This window comes from Dictyobacter kobayashii, from assembly GCF_003967555.1.
GTDB lineage: Bacteria > Chloroflexota > Ktedonobacteria > Ktedonobacterales > Ktedonobacteraceae > Dictyobacter > Dictyobacter kobayashii.
Genome location: NZ_BIFS01000001.1, coordinates 5,367,889 through 5,388,162, shown reverse-complemented (window position 1 = coordinate 5,388,162; position 20,274 = coordinate 5,367,889). Strand labels below are relative to the sequence as shown.

The window sequence follows — 20,274 nt, the reverse complement described above, 5'->3', positions numbered from 1 at the left end:
TCTCCGCCACCTGCACCCCACCCACGCGTCTTCGCCACAGGGCACTTCTCGTTTAGCGAGTGCCTGCGGCTTTTTTGTACTGCCCGCCTGTAGCTACTCCACCATATGAGAAGTGCCCCCGCATGTTGTATGTATTGCACTTCCTGCTATGAAGAAAGGATCTACAGGTGTCTATAGTCTCTCAACCACCAGATACGCAACTGGCCAAAGATCATAAGCCAAAGGCGCTCTGGCGCAATCCGGGCTTCTTAATCTTGATTGGAGGACAGGGGATCTCGCTCACCGGAACCCAGATTACCCAGGTGACGCTGCCGCTGCTCCTGCTAGCCTTAACCAACTCACCGGCGATTGCTGGCCTGGTGACGGCCATCGGGTCGCTCTCACTACTGCTATTCTGCCTGCCAGCCGGTGCGCTGGTAGATCGCTGGGATCGCAAAAAGGTCATGATTATCTGTGATAGCGTAAGCACGCTTGGGCTGGCCAGCCTGGCTGTAGCCCTGCTGTTCAATCAGCTCACACTAGTCCACATCGCCCTGGTCGCCTTTTGCAATGAGTCCCTGGGCATCTTCTTCAGCCTGGCCAATACTTCGGCGCTGCCTGCGGTGGTCAATCGGAGACAGATTCCCCAGGCGCTGAGCATCAATGAGACCATCACATCCAGCGCCGCCACAGTAGGGCCCGCGCTGGGTCCGGTGCTCTTCAGCCTGGGCCGGGCCATTCCCTTCATCGCCGATGCCATCTCAACAGCACTCTCGGTCTGCTCACTCTTTTTCATCCGGACCCAATTTCAGCAGGAGCGCGAGGCCCCGCCCGGCGCGCTCTGGCACGACATCTGGGAAGGTATGAACTGGCTGTGGCAGCACAGGCTGATCCGCTTTCTGGCCCTGCTAACCTTTGGCTTGATGGCGCCCTGCTCTGGCTATCTGCTGATCATCGATGTGATGGCCCAACAGATGCATGCCAGCAACGCCGCTCTCAGCTTAATCCTGGCCAGTGGTGGCCTTGGCAGCATCGTCGGCGCACTGCTGGCGGGTCCCCTCTATCGCGCCTTTGGCCTGACCCACATGATTGTCGGCTCCGTCTGGGTGTGGGCGCTCAGCTGGTTGCTTTTCGCCTTGGCCCACAATCCATTTATGCTGGGCGTCGCCAACTCGCTCGGCTTTGTCATCGTGCCCATATACATGGTGCAACAGCTCAGCGTACGTACCGCGTTGACACCAGATCATCTGCGCGGACGCATCAACGCCGTCTTTCGCCTGATCGCCTTTGGCAGCCAGCCAATCGGCCTGGCCATCAACGGCCTGATGCTCCAGTATGCTGGCCCCTATGCGACCATCGCCCTGCTCTTCATCCCGCAGATCATTCTAGCCATCTGCGTCCTCTTCCAGATTAAATTCTTGCGCCAGATGGAAAAAACCCTCGCCGTCTGAGGACCAGGAATCTTTTGTGGATCATATAGAAAGACTTCCTTTCTATATGATCCACTATGATCTACGCTGCCCTTCACACGTGGAGGCGGTGAGGTTTCTGTGAGCTTTTTGGGAGTGGCTATCACCAAAAAATAAAGAAGGCTGTACATTGGTGCATTTCTACTGTACAATACATATATCACGATCGTCGTGCCGCTGATCTGCGGCTGACGGCCGAAACTGGTGGTTGTGCAAGTAGTAGATGAGGTGGAAAGATGTTCGATTCCTTCGGCTATGATCTCTTCTGGAGTTGCGTTGCCTTCATCCTCTTTAGCAGTTTGCTCATTAGCTTTATGCTGCTCCAGGCCAAAGGTAAGCCAGGAAAAATTGCCCCTTCAAATATTGAAGAAGATGCAGCTCTGGTACCCGCAGTAATGTTCTCCATCTGGGGCAAACATGTCTCGACATACCTCTCGTATTGTATAATGATGTTTATTATCCATCATCCCAAATATAAACATCACTGTGAGGTACGGTATGATCGCGATCCAATTGCCATCTGGTCCCGACACGCTCCTGGTTGCGGCTGATTTCCCGCAGGTTGCCGCGCCAATCATCTTCAATCATTGGATTGAACCCACATTGCTCCGGCGCTGGTGGCCCCAGGAAGCGGAGGTCCAGCCAGAGCCAGGAGGAAACTATCACCTGAGCTGGCCCCAGATGGGCTGGCACCTGCGCGGCCACTATACGGCCTTTGAGCCGGGCCAGCTCCTGGCCTTCAGCTGGCAATGGGATCACACGCCGGAGGATGGTGAAAAAATCGTACAGGTACGCTTTGAGCCCATGGAAACAGATGGGACGCGCCTGCTCTTGAGCCACGGCCCGTATACGGACACGCCCCAGGACCAAAAGCTGCGCATCGAAGACCATCTGGCAGGCTGGATCTACTTCTTGCCCCGGCTGCAAAAGCTCCTGGATGTAAAAAGATATCGAGTTGTTAAGAATTATGGGATGTCAAATACAGATCCGTTTGAGGTGCGTGCGGGAGAAAGTTTTGAGGTGAGTGGGAAGGTTGATGCGTGGGATGGCAATAGCGATTGGATCTGGATATGGTGTACGGACCCACGGGGGAAAAGTGGTTGGGTTTCTAAAAATATGATCGATTTTCATGCGGACGGTAAAACGGGAAGCGCTCGCTCCGCCTATACGGCACGGGAACTCACGGTCTCTGTCGGCAATGAGCTTATGGGCGATCAAGCAGACAGTGGCTGGCTGTGGTGTACCAATCGGCAAGGGGAGAACGGCTGGGTCCCTTTAGCTCACCTTAGCTTGCTTACTTAGCTATGCCGCGAGTTCCTTCGGCCAGGGATACTCTGTAATTGATCAGGATAATAGCTTTTCGATCTGTGAGCAGTGCTCCCCTTCGTGTGAGGCGAGGTCGCGCACAATGCTCAGTAGGGTCTGGGTGCCGTAGGTTTCATGGTGTCCGAAACGCTGCCAGTCTTCAAAAAACAGCTGGCGTAGTACGGTCACGATTTCGATACGGCGCAGGGTGAAAAGGGTCAAAGACTGATGAATATCACGGTTAACGTAGCGGGCGGCGTCGGCCCAGCTGCGCTCGTTGAAATCGACCAGCGGGGCACCCTGGCGGGCCAGCAACATATAGATGCGGGTAGTAACGATATCATCTACGGCCCGCATATGGGCGAATATCTCCTGCACAGACCACTCGCCAGGAGCAGGCCGACGCATCAGTTGCGCTGGAGCCTTCCCGTTTATCGCATGCACCAGGCGCTCCGGAATAGCTGCCATATGCTGAACCAGCGCCACAACCTCTTCCTGATTATCAAATGCCATTGCAAAGTTCCTTTTTCAATCAATCTCTATATACAAATCTGCCCGGGACCAATAATCCATTATAGCAGGACACGTAGATATATCTATTTATAGCATATATAGGAGTTGAACGCGCGTAGATCCACATTTCTTTCCATGGACAATAGAGGCGAGGCGGTAGAAGAGACCACCAGATTATCAGGCCAGGAGCCCGCGCTCTTGCAGGACATCAAAGATCAGCTGGTCAACAGGCGAACAGAGTTCTTTATCTTTATATGTCAGCCATACAAATTCGTCAATCTCGGAGGCGGCCTCGATCTCACCTTGAAACTCGGCGGTGTAGCAGGTCATTTTGATGGGCAGGCCATGGACCTGGCCATGGGCTTGCGCCTCAAACTGCCCAAAAAATTGGAGCGTCTCCGGCTGTAGATCGACACTCAGCTCTTCTTTAATTTCACGCAACAGGGCCGCCTGGTCGCTCTCACCCAGCTCGCGTTTACCGCCAGGGAAGTAATAGGTGTCTTTGCCCTTCGAGCGGGTACTTAAAATGTGTTGATCAACCAGGTAAATCCAGGCTAGCTTATCAATATACTGCATAAAACAACCTCCTCCGCACTACCGACCGGTGTTTACGGATGGACAACCTTAGCGTTGGCATGGCAACGCTCAAAAGTAATCAAAGAGATACAATAAAACAACATAGCATCTCTTTCCAGGGAAAGATTAAAGCACAAGCATAAAAATGTCAAATATCGGCTACTATATACGGTACTTCCTAGTACAGGTTCAAACAAGCTCTGGTTAAAGAGAACAAAACCTATTAGAATGGGGAACGAAAGCTCTTCTATCTATCAGAGGCTTGAGTCCAGCCAAGCAGGAATGGATACAAGCTAGATTGCGCTCATCAAATGCCTTTAATCTGCGCCGACCGCGTCCGCGTTATTGGGAGAGGTGGTGTGGATGACCGCACCACCTCCGCAATCCACTCCAAATCGGTCAGGCCTCCTTTGAATGGCTGGATACCCTGTGCCTGTAAGTGGGCGGCTCCCGTCTAGGAGCACACCAATCCGAACCTGCTCTTGCTCCTCAGCGGCCGGGGATGACTCCCAGATACTGGAAGAGGCCGTAGAAATCTTCGAGATGCCAGGTATAGACAATCTTCCCATCCTCGATGTGATGGAAGTCACACGTTCGCATCTTAAAGGGAGAATCGGCTGGGGAATTTTGGGAGGCAGGCTTTTGCAAGTTGCTGCGCACGGTCGAATGCACTGCGACTTTGTTGCTTGCAACCAGGATCTCGTCATTGGTGACATGATAGTCGGGAATGTTCTGTCGGAATTCGAGGACCTTCGCTTTGAAGCCCTCAATGCCTGGTTGCTGTCCTGGTGAGAGAGGATCGTCGATCCAGCCTGGAGCCAGAATGCGATCATAGATACCAACATCGCCTGTATTAAAAGGGAGATAGAACTGGCGAACTAGATCCTCGTAGTCCTGTATACTGGAAGAAATGTTAGCTGTGTTCATGAATGAAGCCTTCCTTGTTGTTATATCGTTCAATGACAGAATTCCGATCTAAGATCAGAAAACAATAAAAAGAACTATACGTCTGGAAACTCTTTCCAGGCAACGAGCAGATGGCGGATCGTGCGCAGCAGAATCTGCCTGGCACGAGCCCGGCCCTGAGCGATCCGTCCATCCATTGCCAGGATGGTCAGTCCGTGAACCACCCCCCAGAGGGCGTCCACGGCATCGTCTGGGTAGGGCAAATTCGTGTTGGTTGCTTCGGCCCAACTCATGACGTTCTCGCGCATCAAAGCAAAGGTCTGTTTTGCCTCTGGAGGAGTCTCCGGTTGTCCAAAGACCACTCCTTGCAAGCCATGCATCACCTGATAGAGCTCTGGCGAAGTAAAAGCAAAGTTCCAGTATGCATCACTGATAGCCAGCAGCCGTTCCTCCGGGTTTGCCGTGCTCTCAGCAGCTTGTTGCATCGTCTGGCACATACGCTCGTATCCATAATGCAGTAGAGCAAGAAGAATTGCCTGCTTGTTCTCAAAGTATTCGTAGATCGTCGGCTGGCTATACTCAATGCGCTCAGCTACCTTGCGGGTAGTGACGGCCTGCCAGCCTTCCTCTGCGGCAATAGCCTGCGCAGCCGAGAGAATGCTCTGGCGAATTTCCTGCCGTTCCCGCTCTCGCCGTTGCTTGCTTCCCATGGTGCTATCATCTTTCATTGAATTATTTTCTATCATCTATCGGAATTATAACTGATGATAGGCATTTTTTCAAGCGGAAAAGAGGGGAAATCGAGGAGAGACGGAAAACTGTGCAAATACTCGCACTGCACAAGAGATTTATTGAGCCTCCACTAGTCCTGGAGGCCAGCGTTGCCGGGATGTGAGATACTAACAGAGCAGAAGAAAGAAAGGAATCATGATTGATGGACCTGCAAGCATGCATTGAAGCCGAGCTGGAACGCTGGCACAATCCCTATCCCCTGCAACAGATTTTTCAGACTGCCGAGCCACAGACGGTGGTTGAGCTAATCAATACTTTTTGTAAACGTGAGCTGGGCAGCAGCATCGCCAGCACCGTCTTTTACGAGGTCAGCATCGGAGTAGTTTGTGGGCTACAACTGCAGGATGGAAGAAAAATCGTCCTCAAGTTGCTCGGCCCGGGTGAATCGATTGAGCGCCTGCGCGCTGTGGTACGCGTGCAGCGCTACCTGCTAGAGCAGGGCTATCCCTGCACCCATCCTATCTGTGAACCATCCGAGCTGGCCAATGGGATCACTATGGTGGAGGAACTGGATGCGGAGGGCGAGTTCCACGATGCCCATCAACCTGAATGGCGCCAAAAAATGGCCGCGCTCCTGGCCTGGCAGCTACACCTATTGCGCCAGCCTGAGCGCATCGCAGGCATCGACCTCAAGCTCTTCGATCATCGCCTACCGCCTGGCGTCCTCTGGGGCAAACCACACAGCAACATTTTTGACTTTGAGGCCACGAGCCGGGGCGCAGAATGGATCGATGAACTGGCACGCCCGGCCCGAGCAATCCTGGACCATGGAGCCGGCGAGCTGGTGCTGGGCCACATCGATTGGAGCACCAAGCACATTCGCTATATCGGCGAGCAGGCACATGTGATCTATGACTGGGATAGCCTGCAACTCGACAAGGAGCCGGCCCTGGTCGGACATGCCGCCATGACCTTTACCTATATCCCATTCATGCCCGGGGTGGCTGACTCGCCGACCCATGAGGAGACACTGGCGTTTATCGCGGATTATGAGGCGGCCCGTGGCAAACCATTCAACCAGGATGAGCGGCGCACACTCGCGGCCACCATGACCGTCACAATGGCCTATGGAGCACGCTGCGAGCATAGCCTGGCCCCGATGAGCGTGAATACCCCGCTGGCAGTCGCCGCGCCATCCTGGCTCGCTACGGGGGTAATTTTCTAGCAATTTAGCCAGCAAGCGAGTTAGAAAGGCTTGAGCAAAGTGCATCAAAACGTCCGTCCGCGCACTGCCGCCGCGGTGTTGCGCCACAACAATACTGAGATCCTGCTCGTCCAGCACCTCTGGAGCAATGGAAACACCTCCTGGCTCCTACCCGGTGGTGGCTATTGCCCGGCGAACAGCCTTGCGCGAACTGCTTCAAGATACTGGGCCCGATAATGCGTATTCTACTTTTCTTCTAACTGCTGCTATTTTACAACAAAATATAGAATGGCAAACTTTACATGTCGCATACTTGTTATGTACAATAGTTTAGGTATTACCATTTTATTTAAGGATCGAAATGCACTAAGGAGGATATATACTTGATCTGGCAACGTCTCTCTCCTATCTGGAAAACTTGTATAGAGGACGCCTGGGCGGCCTATTGTCATAATTCGCTGCCACATGGAGCTGTGGTTACAGATGCCGAGGGCAATATCGTCGCCCATGGCCGCAACCGTATCCGTGAGCAAGCAAGCGAAGGGAAACAGATCTCAGGCAACCGCATCGCTCATGCAGAGCTCAACGCACTGCTTGAGTTGGACTGGCGCAATGTCAATGTGTACGGCTGCAAGCTCTACTCGATCATCGAGCCCTGCCCGATGTGTACCGGAGCTGTTCGCATGGCCCATATGAAAGAGATCACCTATGCCGTGCGCGACGGCGGCGCGGCGGCACCACTTTGATCGATAAAACACCCTTTTTCAAGGATGGTGATATCCACATCACGGGTCCCGAGGATGCCGAGCTGGAAGCCGTACTGCTAGGCCTGCAGGTAGAAGCCACTTTGAGCCAGAAACATCCCAATCCCGAAGCCTGGATCGACCTGCTGACCAGCGAGCTGCCACTGGGTAAAACACTCGGCTACACCCTCTACGAAACGGGTAAGGTGCCACAGTGGAAGGATGAAGGCAAGGACGCAGCCTTTGTCATCGATCAGATCCACGGGCAACTGCTACAGCTCGCCTAGTTGCCCGGACCTTATTTTCTACCAATAGACCAGACACTCCACCATTTTACAGGCAGCAATCCTCTTCGTGAGAAGGATAGTTGCCTGTAAAGTACTATACATACTTACATAGGAGAGACGCTAAAAAGGTGTACTCCAGGAGGTTTCATGGCATCGCTGACCCTCGCGGTCTCAACAGGCAACCAGCAGGTCGACGCAATCCTCACCGGGACAATTGGGCTGCTGGAAACGATATTGCCTGGTCGCATCCGGGCCTATTATCTGCATGGCAGCTTTTACGATCATACCGGCATCGAGACAAGCGATATCGATCTTTTTGTGGTAGCCAGGGAAAATTTCAGCACCGCTGAGCGTACCCAGATCCAGCAAATCATGCACTATTGTGCACTCTTCAGCCCCTTTATGGCCGAGCTCAATGCACTGGACGAAACCTCATTGCTCAAGAATGGGCACTACCGCATCAAGTCAGCCAGCAACCTGGTATGGGGTGAAGATATTCGCGAACAGCTGCCAGTACAGTCCTTTGAACAGTATTTGCAATTTTACGCCGCATTTCCCTTTATTTATAGCGTCAACATGTTGCGCAACCGCGACAGCATAGAGCTACCACTGGCATATCCAGATCCCGAGGGTGAATTTTACGGCTATGATCAGGCGCTGATGCCACCGCAAAACGAGCGGCGCCGTAACATCAAGAAGTTCGTCACCAATATGTGCTGGATCGCCACCCTCTTGATTGCCTGGAAGGCTGGGAAAGAGGTCGAGGGCAAACAGGCCAGTATCCAGCTGTACCGCCAGTATGTCAATGATGAGTGGAGTGACTTTGTTGAAGAGGTCTATAGCTGGGGCAACCAGCGCTGGCACTATTTGATTCCTGAACAGCCTGAAGAACGCCGACGCTTACGCAAACTCTGCCAACAAGCACTGGCCTTTGAACAACACTATCTGGATCTCTATGTGCGCTATCTGCAAGCAGAGATCGCCAGTGTTGGGCCAGGCGCCAGGGCGGCCGCCCAAAAACTCGCTCAGATTCGTGCTTGAACCAGCTGGCTCGCTCCATTCATAATGTAAGCCACCAGGCAAGTTACATTATGAATGGAGTAGGGAGAGATAATAGCCTTCTTTGCGAGCACGGATCGTGATACCAAATTGTTCTAATTTCTGACGTAAACCAAATAATGCATTATAGACGCCTCGCATTTCAGCTCGCCGCTTCCCCGCTTCCTGGGCATCCAATAGACGTTGGTGATACATCCGTATTCGCTCACGCCAATACATCCTGATATGCACATCTGTCGAGAAAAGCGCGAGTTGTAGCTCTTCAAACGGATAGTGGTAGCTGGCCTGCAACACTTCTTGTGGGCAACAACCGGGCGAGGCCAGTAGCGGTAATAAGACACGCATCTCGGTTTCGGTCACGATACGTTGCGCTAGAATAGAGTTCTCATGCCGAACATCTCTCTTTACCAGAGAAATAATCGAACTGGAAATATTTACCAACAGCTCACAACCAGGCAGTAAATCCCCTACATCAAAACAACGAAATATATCATTTTTTATTTCGAGGGTAGAACTTTGAATGACAGAATTCATATGCTACTGCCCTTCCTACTTTTTCAGTAAATTAGCCCTTAATATCAAAAATAATTATTCTCATTTTAAACGCAAACAATACAACTTGACAATTGATTAGGAAAAATAGTATAGAGATAGCGTAATATAAGATTGATGACGTAAAACTCCGTATATAGATTGAGTGACCTTCTAGGTTAATAGTAGCTTTTGCGTATTTAACAACCTGCTAAAGCTAGCATTTTCCTAAAGTTATCCAATAATGAAGAACTTATTGTCAACATACTCGAAATCTACAAGCTACAATAAGTATTGAGGTCCAGATGGGCTGGAAAAGGCTGAAAAGCAATAACATATTTTGGCAACGTAAGACATGTCGTAAGGTATTGCAAGATAACCATTGTCATGGCTGCACAATTGAGTACCGCAGCCTGACTGGCTATACTATTTTATTTTTCAAGTACATGTAAAGAAAGGGCGTAATGCGAAGAGTTGTAATTACAGGTCTGGGGGTAGTTTCTCCCGTAGGTATTGGGAAAGAGGTTTTCTGGGAAAATCTCCTCCAGGGACACTCAGGAGCGATCAATATCTCAGATGTAAACTGTTGTAGCCTCTTTGGGCACCACGAGTTCGGGGCTCAAGTCGTCTGTGAAGCCTCTGATTTTGATCCCAATACCCATCATGTGCCCCAGGCCTACCACACGGCCGATAGGTTTATCCAATTTGCCTTTGCAGCGACGCACCAGGCATTTCATGATTCCAAATTAGACCAGCATTCCTGGGATGCGTCACGCGCAGGCATCACTCTCGCAACCGCCATCTGTGGGACCCAGACGCTTGATTTGGAATTCACTAAAGCTACGAACTATGGGCAAGAAGGATTTCACGCTGAAGGGGTTTCTCCTTTCTTGTACTTTGGAGCCATGGGTAACTCCGCGTCGTTGGCAGTAGGGGCCCATTATGGGCTGCAGGGAGAGTGCTCTACCCTGTCAACGGGCTGTATCGGTGGTCTGGATGCGATCAGTTATGCCTATGAGAGCATTGCTTATGGAGATCACGATATCATGCTGGCCGGGCCAGTGAGGCACCCATTACCCCTATTACCATCGCCGCCTTTGATATCATCAATTGTCTCTCGCACCACACTAATCCGACCAGCGCATCACGCCCATTCAATCAGGACCGCAATGGCTTTGTGCTATCGGAAGGATGTGGCATCGTGGTGCTAGAGGAATTGGAGCACGCCCAGGCACGCCAGGCACCGATCTACGCGGAGATTACGGGCTGTGATGTGACCGAGCATGCCGTCCACATGACCGATATGTCGCCAGAGGGCCGCGACCTGGCCAGAGCGATTACGGGCGCGCTCTGCAAAGCCAAGCTTGCCCCCACCGACATCGATTTTGTGAACGCGCACGGGACCTCCACGCCGCAGAATGATTATTACGAGACGCTAGCCCTGAAGAAATCGCTGGGCCAGCGCGCCTATGAGATCCCGGTCAATTCGACTAAATCTATGGTTGGTCATGCCCTGGCCGCAGCCAGCGCGGTTGAGGTGGTAGCCTGCGCCATGAGTATCCAGTCGCAACGTATCCATCCAACCATCAATCTGGAGAATCCCGATCCTCGCTGCGATCTGGATTATGTGCCCAATGAGGGTCGTGAATATAATTATCGCCGCCTCCTCACCACAGCCAGTGGTTTTTCAGGACTCCATGCAGCAATGGTGATAGAATCAAAATAGGCAGAGAGGCAATAACAGAAAACAATGGTAGCAAAGATCGTAATTACAGGCATGGGAGTACTTTCTCCTTATGGTGTCGGGCCAGATGTCCTCTGGGAGAAGTTGCTGGCCGGCGAGAGCGGGATTACTCCCTTGACCGCTTTTGATACATCCCACCTGCAGTGCCGTGCAGGTGGCCAGCTGCTCGATTTCAAACCCACCAATTATCTTAGCCCCAGGGTGGTACGTAAAATCGATCTCTTCTCAACCTATGCCCTGGTCGCCGTGCAGGCGGCGCTCAAGCAGGCAGATTTACTACTTGAAAGCGGCAAGCCAAAGTGGAGCCAGCAGGAACAGGGCAGCAATCGGGTTGGTCTCTGTATCGGCAATAACCTGGGCGGCTGGCAATATGCAGAACGCGAGTTACGCCACCTCTGGCAACAGGGACCGCGCGAAGTGAGTCCATATATGGCGACTGCCTGGTTCCCCGCTGCCGTCCAGGGCAATATGTCGATTCAATATGGCATCAAAGGTATTGGCCGTACATTCCTTAGCGACCGGGCCAGCGCAGCCATGTCCATTGGCCATGCCGCCGACTGCTTGCAGCGCGGTAAGGTTGATATTATGATCGCCGGCGGCACTGAGGCTCCGTTCTCGCCCTACGCAGCCCTGTGTTATGAGACCTCTGGACTGATGTCAAAGCAGGCCCAGACACAATCGAGCGACTCTTATCGGCCCTTCGATGCCAGACACGATGGCCTGGTGGCTGCCGACGGAGCAGCCTTCTTTGTGCTTGAACGGGCCGAGGACGCGCTTGAGCGTGGCGCGCCTATCCTGGCCGAGCTCAGTGGCTGGGCCTCAACCTACGACGGCTACGACGCCGTCCAGCCCGCCCCCGATGGTCAGCGTTACGCAGCCGCAATGACGCAAGCATTGAAGAAAGCCAATAAGAGCGCGCAAGAGGTTGATTGCATCTTTGCAGCCGGCTCAGCAGTCCCCAACGAAGATATTTCAGAAACACGTGCCATCCGCCTGGCCTTTGAAGGAGCTGCCGAGCGAGTGCCGGTAAGTACCCCCAAAGCGGCCTTTGGCAATATGTTTGGAGCCGCCACCGCGGTAGACATGGCCATCGCCATCCAGGCAATGCGGCAGCATATCATCCCTGGTACGCTCAACCTCGATCAAGTGGCACCAGAATGCGATCTGGACTATGTTCCCAATACAGCACGACCGGTCGAGCAACTCGATACCTGCCTGGTCAACGCTCGTGGTATCGGGGGCACCAATGCATCACTGGTACTGCAAAGCTGGTCATAGTTTTTAAGTATAGCCAGATATTTTTATAGAACCTGGGCCATTCTACTTGATGAAAGGAACACTATACACAATGGCAATTTATTCAACACCTGCAGAAGTAAGCAGCGAAATTGAAGCGTTGGTCAAAGAACATGTTAGCATGGATGTAGATCTGTCGCCAGATACCCTGCTGGAGGACGATCTGTCCGTAGATTCACTGGAACGCGTCGAGCTGGGCGTAAAGCTGGAGAAAAAGTTCGGCATTTCACTGCCCGATGACAAAATCCGTCAAAGCGCCACCGTTGGAGATCTCATTCAACTGGTACTGGATGCTCAAAACGCCAGCAACGTGCACTAAAATAATATCCCCGAACATTATTTTTGTAGACAGAAAGGATAGTTATATTTATGCCTCGTGCATCTCGCTCTATATTTGTAAAAGCCGATCCAGATCAGGTATTTGAATTTACCAACGACATCCCTCGCTGGACCGAGCTCTACACCAATATGTCCGCCGCCCGTGTTGTATCGTTCGAGCGCGACGGACGCTTTGCCAAACTGGTTTTTGAGCTGACCAACAAAGAAGGTCATACCTGGCAGGCGTGGCGCATCCTGGATTACAAGGATCGCGTCGCCATGTCTCGCCGCGGCACCCCCTCATTCCCTTATGTCTTCCACCACCTCACCTGGACCTATGAGCCTGCTGAAGGTGGCACATTAATGACCTGGACCGATGACTTTGAGATGGACCCTGAGTCTCCAATCAAAAACGAAGTCTCGCTCGAACCCATGCTGGAACATATGGGCGAGTCCCAGGCAAACTTTAAGAAGGTTATTGAGTCCTATCTGGCGGCGCCCGCCAGCTAGTTTTTTGTTTGGAGATATGAGTCATCCCGGATTTTTGAAAAATCCGAAAAATGGGTTTCGCGCTCCCAATGCGGGAGGTGCAGGAGGGCGGCAAGCCCTCCTGCCGGGGCGCGGGGACACCCCGCACCCCGGCAGGGAAGACCCTGCACCCCCAGGAACTTTTTCAAAAGTTAGGGATGACTCATATCTGTGTACGTGCGCTGGCGCGCCCGTACCTTTAAACTTTCCATAAAAAGAGAAGGACGCGCAGGAGTTTATGCTCTCCTGCGCGTCCTTTTTGCGTAAAAAAATATAATATAAAAATGAGCAAAAATAAGTGCGAAATAATACAAGTGCCAATACATGCACCAGGAATGCCTCTGGTCAGTCCGCCTCGTTAGTTTCCGCCAAAGATATCTAGAAAGACAGCCTTTCCTCCTTTTTGTATTATTGAAAATCGTTCCGTCTACCATAGCACCAGTCAAATTGGCACCACGTAAATCGGCACCACTAAATCTAGCGATTTTTAAGATAGCATTTCTCAAATCTGCATCGCGCACATCAGTATTAGTGGCATCAGCCCCGGTTAGATCGGCGCCAACGAGGTATGCTCCCTGAAGGTTGGCAGATGTGAGAACTGCCAGGCTCAAATTAGCTCCTTTCAGGTTCGCCCCCTGGAGATTGGCAGAGGAGAGATTCGTGAAACGTAAGTTAGTCTGACTTAGATTACTATGGCTCAAATCAAACTGACTCAAGTTAGCCTGACTTAAATCTGGCTGTATCTCTGGATGCTCCTGACGCCACTGGTTCCAGAACGCTATTCCCTGTTTCAGGGCGTAGATATGAGCTTGATTTGCCATAACCAGCGCTCCTTTCTTGGCATGTTGATCTATTATAAACATAGAAAGCGAGATTGGGCAAGAATTATCCCATTTGTCAGGAGGGTGCTTAATATAATACATATAACTCAGCCTTTTTCCCTGGCCAGAGGAATGGATGCCCAGAAGGTTGCGCCATGGCCCGGGGTACTCTCAACCCCAACGGAACCACCCTGGCGCTCCATCAAGACGCGGCAGATGTAGAGGCCCAGGCCAAGGTTTGTGCCACTTCCACTCCAATCTTTGGTGTCTTTGACACGCATAAATGGGAGCCAGATATGCTGCTGATCCTCCAATGAGAGCCCCGGCCCTTGATCCAGCACCATGCAGCGCGCTTCGTCGTGGCTCGCCAGCAGTTCAATTACAATTGGTTTATTGGGTTGATTATATTTAAGGGCATTTGAAAGGTAGTTGGCAATAACCTGGCTCAAGCGGTCAGGATCAGCCATCACCATCACTTCTTTCGGAGGCAAATGTAAGATGATCTCCTGGCCGGGATAAATGATTTGAAAATCGTCGGCCACATCGGTAATAACCCTGGAAAAATCACAGGGCGTCATGGTGAGCTTGAGCTTATCGAGCGAGAGGCTGGCGGTATCAAGCATATCATGAATCAAGCGATTCTGGATATGGGTATGGCGAATGGAGAGCTCGATCGCTTCAGAGAAGGTACGCAGCAGGCGCTCGACATCAGCCGGCAGGTTATCATGCTTGTGCTTATAGCTATTGACACGCCGTTGCACCAGTTGGAGCGTGCCGCTAATCGCGGTCAATGGGGTCCGCAACTCATGTCCCAGGATACTCATCAGGATCGCACGGTGCCTCTCCAGTTCGAGGTGCTGCGTCATATCCATCACATAAGCAATACTGGTTTCGGCCCCGACATCCAGCGCCGCGCCTGCCAGTGAGACGGAGATCCGCTCTCCCTTGCTGGTCAGAAATTCTTTCTCATAGGGCAGGAAGACACCGGTCTCTTTTAATTGCTCAAAGGCTTGAAAGTCCGCATCCAGATATTCTGGCGGCGTGTGCGTGACCCAGCCTAACTTTCCTTGCAAGACATCCTCATGTGTATAACCCAGCATGTCCAGAAACATTTTATTGGCTTCGACGATGCCACCCTGGACATTGAAGACAACAATACCAATCACATTAGAATCGGCCAGGCGACGGAACTTTATCTCGCTGGCCCTGAGTGCCTGCTCCGTTTGCCTGGCTCTGGTGATATCGATAAAACAGAGGATAATGCCGCTGTCAGTGGGATAGAGGTGCCCCATCAGCCAGCGCTGTAAGGGAACATAGAAGAGTTCAAACGAGCTCGGGCGTTGAGTTTTGATGGCCCATTGGGCGAGGGAGGGCACGCCCATATCAGTGCCCTGTCCGTCAACGTGAAATAGTTGGACCACCTCACTGATATATCTATCGCGCACACGCTCGAAGGAGAGGCGGAAATTTATCTCGGCCTGGTGGTCCATATAGGTACAGCGCCAGTCATGATTAAAATAGAAGATGCCAGAAGTAATATGCTCCAGCAAAAAATGCAGTACCTTGAGCTCCCTGGCCTGTTGCTCTTCGAACTCGCGCTGGATCGTAATATCGTGCGCCAGACCAAGCAGTCGTACCATCTTCCCCTGCTTGTTAAAGACAGCCTGCGATTGAAACGAGAGCCAGAGCAGGGGCTGATCTTCCCGTGCCAGGCGCAATTCAAAACTCCATTCATACTGCCCCATAATGGCTTGATTAAAGGTCTGCCAGGCATGGTGATAATCCTCGGGGTAAACATCCTGGAAAAAGCTCTCTAGTGTTATCGATTGGGTCCCCGGCAAGCCCAGTAGCGCTGCCATACGCTCATTGAGAATAGTGATGGCCCCACTATCTTTACTCCATGACCATAAACCAACCTCGGCAGACATCATATCAAAAAACGCCTGCTGATTATCTCGCAGTAAAGCAAGTGGAACAGGTAACGATCCACTAAGTTCACCAGGCTGCTTCATAGTACCATCTTTCTCATCATCAAACACTCATCAAGCAAGTATGTTTAAGATGTTGCAGGTTGGACTACTAATTAAACGTCCTGCTGTACTATAAAGAGACTTTAAAGAGATTTTTTGACCATGAGTAAATAAAGCCACACTGGCAGGGTGAGATGCAAACGCCACGATCATCAATGCGTTTTTTTCCACTTTCTTGAGAAGGCCAGGAATAGTTTATATTAGCTCTGGTAAACAGCCACGTATCATCTCCCCTTATTCAGCGAGCAATCATCTCAGGAGCGCCAGGTCTGGTTGAGGATACGCAACCAGTTCTGATGGGTCAATTTACGCAGGGCGCTCTCATCGTAGCCATGCGCACGCAAGGCGGCCAGCAGCCTGGGCAGACCAGACACGTCCTGGATCTCCTGCGCAACGGTAATGCCGCCATCGAAGTCAGAGCCAAAGCCGACGCCATCAATGCCGAGGCGCTCCACCAGGTAATCAATATGCTGGATCATCACGCTAAGTGGCGTGTTGGGGTCCATATGGGCATCCGCACGCAAATCGGCCACATCGAAATTCAATCCGACCATGCCATCCGAGGCGCGAATAGCATCTAGCTGGCGATCGGTCAGGTTACGCGCGGATGGACATAGCGCATGGGCCGCCGTGTGGGTAGCCACCAGCGGAGCCTGCGAGAGGCGCTCGACATCCCAGAAGCCCTGCTCATTCAGGTGGGATAGGTCAAGCATGATACCGAGGCGATTACAGGCCTTGACGAGCTCCTTACCGGCAGGCGTCAGGCCAGGTCCAACATCAGGCGTGTGGGGAAAACGGAAGGGGACACCGTAACCAAAGGCGTTGGGACGGCTCCAGACCAGGCCCAACGAACGCAAGCCCGCCTGGTAAAAGACCTCCAACGCATCCAGCCGGGGATCAATGGCCTCGGCCCTTCAAAGTGGAGGATGATAGCCAGGATACCTTCCTGCAGACAATGTTGTAGCTCGGCAACGCTCCGTACTACTTTGAGCTGGCCCTGCGCGGCCGCTTCCAGCCGGAAGAGGCGCGCCGCTACAGCCAGGGTGAGCTGTTGCGCATAGGCAGGATCGACAGCAGGCAGCGGGCGCACCTCGTAGGCCCCCTCAGAGATAACCAGGTGCTCGTTCATCAAGCGCGCTTGCTCAGGATGCCTGGGAAAGATCGCAAAGAAACCGCCCGCCAAACCACCACGCCTGGCACGCGGCAGATCAAGATGCCCCTCACTACTCTCCACAAAAAAGTCTGGCCCCACCCCCTGCTCAGTACCAGCTTGTCCTGATAAAGCACTATGCAGGCGTAGCAAGGTATCATTGTGCCCATCGATTATCGGCAAACCATCAAAAACAGCCATGCAGTCTATCTCCTTCATCAACTATACACCAATTCTAGAGAGTTCTCAGCAGGACCGCAATTTCCGGAAACGCCAGATGTGGCCAGAAAATACGATTTATATAGTGCGTTACGGGAAAAGTATGTATGTACTTTTCCCGTAACGCACTATATAAATCGTATAGAGTTTCTATCTTTGTTGAGGCACCATATGATTCCTGGGACAATTGATGACGACCGTGTTGTTCTGGGTAGAGAAGGTACAGGTGACGCCATTGAGGGTCGCACTGCCCGTGCAGCCCGCTACCTGCTGTCCATTCACCACACAGTTAAGCGGATTGGTAACAGGTGGGGGTGGGGTCATATTAAAGGTAGCCGACGTCACCACACCATTACCATCCTTCTGCGTGGTCACAGGATTGGCCATCTTCAATAATTGAGGGCAGTTCAGGTTGTCGTATGATCCCTGGAAGCGCTGGGCCAGGAAAGTAAAGAGATTGTTGGCGGCAGCGGGATCGGGTGTACCAGCGCCAATGGTCAATTGTTTGTCCAGCTGCAAACGTGGCAGACCAGTTGTAACCATGTCCTGACAGTATTGTGCTCCACTGGCCTGTTGATCATTGGTAGCCGGAATCTGGTCCACGCCACGACGATACAGATTCGTCTTATCCAGACTCTGCACAGTCTGTTTACCCTGCGAGACCATCGTCATCGGATCGGTCGATGGCACCAGGGCAATCGGTTTGGCCTGATAAACTGAGGCCTGCAACTCATCCAGGGGTAGAGCCGACGCGGGCGCACCATTATCAGCCAGATTGGGGGCCGTCCAGGATTTACATCCCAGGGCAGGATCAAGGAAGTTAGTCAGCAGCGCATTATCGCTTGGATTGGCAACGACGGTGGCATTCTGTAATTGTGCCTGATTGGCTGCCGAAAACTGGGCCACCTGACCATTACCCGTAGCCAGATAGCGGGTCTGCACATTATCGCTCTGGTCCTGGTCAATCACGCTGAAATCGCGCACCGTCGGACATGGCTTGCCATCCTTCGCCACACCCAGGGCCGGCACCTTCACACGCTGAGCAACAATGCCTTGATTGACAGCACCAAAGAAAGCAGGAGCATTACAATAGGCAAATTGCCCAAAGATCGAGCGATTCTGGCCATTTACACACCGTCCCTGCCCTAACGCATCATCATTGCGCCCCCGGAGAGACAAATTATTGCCGTTGAAACCAAACCAGAGAGCGACAATCGAGCCGGCAGGTAAGCGGGGCTGCATAGGCGCAAGCGCTGGCTGAGTCCCCTTATCGATGACCAGCGGATTATAAACGCTAAATGTACCACCGCCTGGATCATAGATCACACCCTGCACAAAGGCACTTTGAGCAGCATTTGACTCGTTGCAGGGCCCATTGTTAGGATTCGTCGCCACCAGTTGATATGGAGTGGCTAACCCCTGTGCCGAGAGTGGATTGGCGGGAACGATCAAGGTACAATCCATGTTGGGTTGTGCGTTTGCTGCATGGGACATAATACGAGGAAGAATAAAAATAAAGGTCCCCGCACCTAACAACACTACCAGGGTTACAATCGTCCCAATAAGTCCAAGCGGACTTATGCGTTTACGCCGTTTCCGCTGGTTTTTTTGCCCATCCCAGGAAGGTGGAGTCTGTGGCAAAAATGGGGCTTCTGTTTGCATAGGGTTCTCTTTCTTACTCTTTTGCTTATGCGTCCGACCAGCAATGAGCAATTTTTCTTTAAATAATGGCAAACAGTGATATCTTGTGGAACAAGAAGTTCGCGCATGACATAGACGCATCTCAATTCAAAATGATACCATTCCACACACGAACTTTCTATTATCTGCCAGAAATTCACTAGGAAGTACTATATAATGACAATATGTTTTATTTTTAAGCATACGACCACTGGCGCCGCCACAACGTCTTGGATCTACAAAAGCTCCAATATGGTTAGAGCGAAAAAGCGTCTCTTAATCTCAAAGAACGACATCGATGCTTCTTTTCCACATTAGATTAGCATAGTTCATAAGCTCGATACAAGAAGATGGGTAGAAAGTACTCATTGCTTATAAGCGGACCTTCTTTGTATTTCTTGGATAATAGCTAAAGCGGGCACAGCGAGCGGGAGCAACAAAAGTCCCGTTGCTTGAAGTGTATATTTGCGCCCATAGGTCGCTTTGTGCTCAAGCTCAAACGCCACCTCCTGCCGGGCGCTCTCATGCCTCACAATACTAATGGCATAGAGCAGGAGCGGCACATAGTTTAAGGCAATCCACGCAAGAACCAGACCTATGATCATCATGAAGAGCGGATGACCAGGGTTATTAAAGAAGGCAAAGAGGCTGAAGATCCCAAAACCACTACAGAGAAAGACTCCCAGCGCAAATTCAGCAAGAATAAAGCGGGAACCATGAAAGACAAGGTCTAAGGCAGCCAATTTGCGGATGTTGATAAAGATTTCCTTTTTGGCTGGCCGGGATTGCTGGCTCGACATATACTTCTCCTTATGTTGATAAGGCAACGCTCAGGGGTGAATCTGCTGCTGCAAGGCATTCATTTGCTGCCAATAGGCGCTAAATGCCGCTTTGCCAGCATCGGTCAGGCGATAACTGGTCGCTGGCACTTTTCCTTTGTAGTATTTCCGAATACTGATATAACCGGCCTCTTCCAGCAAAGTCGCCTGTCGGCTCAGATTGCCCTTGGTCAGACCGGTAGACAGGCCTAGAAACTTGAAGTCAGCTTCCTCGACCTTGCTGAGTACAGCCAGGATCAGCAGGCGCGCAGGCTCATGCACAATACGATCAAGCTCATGGACAGGCTGAAGATCGGTTTTGAGCAGCTCAGGATCGGAGATAGCTTTATCTTCAGTTTCACTCAT

The 20,274-nt window shown here is 51.8% G+C and carries 22 protein-coding genes and 2 pseudogenes; 13 read left to right on the top strand and 11 right to left on the bottom strand.

The window, feature by feature from the left end; all coding sequences use genetic code 11:
* Nucleotides 1–167: 167 nt before the first annotated feature.
* The 3 genes from EL645_RS23745 to EL645_RS23735 all read left to right on the top strand — a co-directional run bounded on the left by EL645_RS23745 (nt 168) and on the right by EL645_RS23735 (nt 2,750).
* Nucleotides 168–1,430: an MFS transporter gene (locus EL645_RS23745; protein WP_126552825.1), complete on the top strand. Its 1,263-nt coding sequence runs from the start codon at nt 168–170 to the stop codon at nt 1,428–1,430.
* 254 nt (nt 1,431–1,684) lie between these two features.
* Nucleotides 1,685–1,999 (top strand): hypothetical protein, encoded by a 315-nt coding sequence (locus EL645_RS23740; protein WP_126552823.1) that lies wholly within the window; start codon nt 1,685–1,687, stop codon nt 1,997–1,999.
* Nucleotides 1,947–2,750 (top strand): SRPBCC family protein, encoded by an 804-nt coding sequence (locus tag EL645_RS23735; RefSeq protein ID WP_126552822.1) that lies wholly within the window; start codon nt 1,947–1,949, stop codon nt 2,748–2,750. Before EL645_RS23740 ends, EL645_RS23735 begins: the two co-directional genes overlap by 53 nt.
* 42 nt (nt 2,751–2,792) lie before the next feature.
* Here the strand turns inward: EL645_RS23735 and EL645_RS23730 are convergent, their stop codons facing one another.
* The 4 genes from EL645_RS23730 to EL645_RS23715 all read right to left on the bottom strand — a co-directional run bounded on the left by EL645_RS23730 (nt 2,793) and on the right by EL645_RS23715 (nt 5,476).
* Nucleotides 2,793–3,266, bottom strand: a complete 474-nt coding sequence (locus tag EL645_RS23730) for a DinB family protein (RefSeq protein WP_126552820.1) — start codon at nt 3,264–3,266, stop codon at nt 2,793–2,795.
* Nucleotides 3,267–3,443: 177 nt separating this feature from the next.
* Entirely contained in the window at nt 3,444–3,842 is a 399-nt protein-coding gene (locus EL645_RS23725) for an NUDIX hydrolase (protein ID WP_126552818.1), read from the bottom strand.
* Nucleotides 3,843–4,331: 489 nt separating this feature from the next.
* Complete coding sequence (locus tag EL645_RS23720; protein ID WP_126552816.1) at nt 4,332–4,769, bottom strand: ester cyclase; 438 nt, start codon at nt 4,767–4,769, stop codon at nt 4,332–4,334.
* A 74-nt stretch (nt 4,770–4,843) separates the two neighbouring features.
* Entirely contained in the window at nt 4,844–5,476 is a 633-nt protein-coding gene (locus EL645_RS23715; protein ID WP_161977633.1) for a TetR/AcrR family transcriptional regulator, read from the bottom strand.
* A 206-nt stretch (nt 5,477–5,682) separates the two neighbouring features.
* On the opposite strand from EL645_RS23715, the gene EL645_RS23710 reads away from it, so the two are divergent.
* The 5 genes from EL645_RS23710 (at nt 5,683) to EL645_RS23690 (ending at nt 8,755) form a co-directional block, all read left to right on the top strand.
* Entirely contained in the window at nt 5,683–6,705 is a 1,023-nt protein-coding gene (locus tag EL645_RS23710) for a hypothetical protein (RefSeq protein ID WP_126552812.1), read from the top strand.
* Nucleotides 6,706–6,744: 39 nt separating this feature from the next.
* Nucleotides 6,745–6,921 (top strand): NUDIX hydrolase, encoded by a 177-nt coding sequence (locus EL645_RS39500; protein WP_161977632.1) that lies wholly within the window; start codon nt 6,745–6,747, stop codon nt 6,919–6,921.
* A gap of 146 nt (nt 6,922–7,067) precedes the next feature.
* On the top strand, nt 7,068–7,430 hold the full coding sequence (locus EL645_RS23700; RefSeq protein ID WP_161977631.1) for a nucleoside deaminase: 363 nt from the start codon (nt 7,068–7,070) through the stop codon (nt 7,428–7,430).
* Nucleotides 7,427–7,714: a hypothetical protein gene (locus EL645_RS23695; RefSeq protein WP_126552806.1), complete on the top strand. Its 288-nt coding sequence runs from the start codon at nt 7,427–7,429 to the stop codon at nt 7,712–7,714. Before EL645_RS23700 ends, EL645_RS23695 begins: the two co-directional genes overlap by 4 nt.
* Nucleotides 7,715–7,861: 147 nt before the next feature.
* On the top strand, nt 7,862–8,755 hold the full coding sequence (locus EL645_RS23690) for a nucleotidyltransferase domain-containing protein (RefSeq protein WP_126552804.1): 894 nt from the start codon (nt 7,862–7,864) through the stop codon (nt 8,753–8,755).
* Between the two features lie 48 nt (nt 8,756–8,803).
* Here the strand turns inward: EL645_RS23690 and EL645_RS23685 are convergent, their stop codons facing one another.
* Nucleotides 8,804–9,307 carry a hypothetical protein gene (locus EL645_RS23685; protein WP_126552802.1) on the bottom strand — a complete coding sequence of 168 codons (504 nt, stop codon included), beginning with the start codon at nt 9,305–9,307 and terminating at the stop codon, nt 8,804–8,806.
* Between the two features lie 461 nt (nt 9,308–9,768).
* On the opposite strand from EL645_RS23685, the pseudogene EL645_RS42985 reads away from it, so the two are divergent.
* From EL645_RS42985 to EL645_RS23665, 5 genes and pseudogenes are all read left to right on the top strand, one after another.
* A pseudogene (locus EL645_RS42985) lies at nt 9,769–10,472 on the top strand (beta-ketoacyl synthase N-terminal-like domain-containing protein); the annotation flags it as partial.
* 33 nt (nt 10,473–10,505) lie between these two features.
* Nucleotides 10,506–11,030 (top strand): beta-ketoacyl-[acyl-carrier-protein] synthase family protein, encoded by a 525-nt coding sequence (locus EL645_RS42980; protein ID WP_371865755.1) that lies wholly within the window; start codon nt 10,506–10,508, stop codon nt 11,028–11,030.
* 24 nt (nt 11,031–11,054) lie between these two features.
* Nucleotides 11,055–12,326, top strand: coding sequence for a beta-ketoacyl-[acyl-carrier-protein] synthase family protein (locus EL645_RS23675; protein WP_126552800.1), 1,272 nt, complete (start codon nt 11,055–11,057; stop codon nt 12,324–12,326).
* Between the two features lie 70 nt (nt 12,327–12,396).
* Nucleotides 12,397–12,663: an acyl carrier protein gene (locus tag EL645_RS23670; RefSeq protein WP_161977630.1), complete on the top strand. Its 267-nt coding sequence runs from the start codon at nt 12,397–12,399 to the stop codon at nt 12,661–12,663.
* A gap of 50 nt (nt 12,664–12,713) precedes the next feature.
* The gene (locus EL645_RS23665) at nt 12,714–13,172 is read left to right on the top strand and encodes an SRPBCC family protein (protein WP_126552796.1); all 459 of its coding nucleotides are present in this window, start codon (nt 12,714–12,716) and stop codon (nt 13,170–13,172) included.
* Nucleotides 13,173–13,426: 254 nt separating this feature from the next.
* On the opposite strand, the gene EL645_RS23660 is transcribed toward EL645_RS23665, so the two are convergent.
* From EL645_RS23660 to EL645_RS23635, 6 genes and pseudogenes are all read right to left on the bottom strand, one after another.
* A complete protein-coding gene (locus EL645_RS23660) occupies nt 13,427–14,011 on the bottom strand; it encodes a pentapeptide repeat-containing protein (RefSeq protein WP_161977629.1) in 585 nt (194 codons plus the stop codon).
* A gap of 107 nt (nt 14,012–14,118) precedes the next feature.
* The gene (locus EL645_RS23655) at nt 14,119–16,023 is read right to left on the bottom strand and encodes a sensor histidine kinase (RefSeq protein ID WP_126552792.1); all 1,905 of its coding nucleotides are present in this window, start codon (nt 16,021–16,023) and stop codon (nt 14,119–14,121) included.
* 272 nt (nt 16,024–16,295) lie between these two features.
* Nucleotides 16,296–17,392 (bottom strand): annotated as a pseudogene (locus EL645_RS23650) (dipeptidase).
* A 168-nt stretch (nt 17,393–17,560) separates the two neighbouring features.
* On the bottom strand, nt 17,561–19,072 hold the full coding sequence (locus EL645_RS23645; protein WP_174845313.1) for a hypothetical protein: 1,512 nt from the start codon (nt 19,070–19,072) through the stop codon (nt 17,561–17,563).
* 383 nt (nt 19,073–19,455) lie between these two features.
* A complete protein-coding gene (locus EL645_RS23640; protein ID WP_126552790.1) occupies nt 19,456–19,890 on the bottom strand; it encodes a hypothetical protein in 435 nt (144 codons plus the stop codon).
* Between the two features lie 30 nt (nt 19,891–19,920).
* Nucleotides 19,921–20,274 carry a winged helix-turn-helix domain-containing protein gene (locus EL645_RS23635; RefSeq protein ID WP_126552788.1) on the bottom strand — a complete coding sequence of 118 codons (354 nt, stop codon included), beginning with the start codon at nt 20,272–20,274 and terminating at the stop codon, nt 19,921–19,923.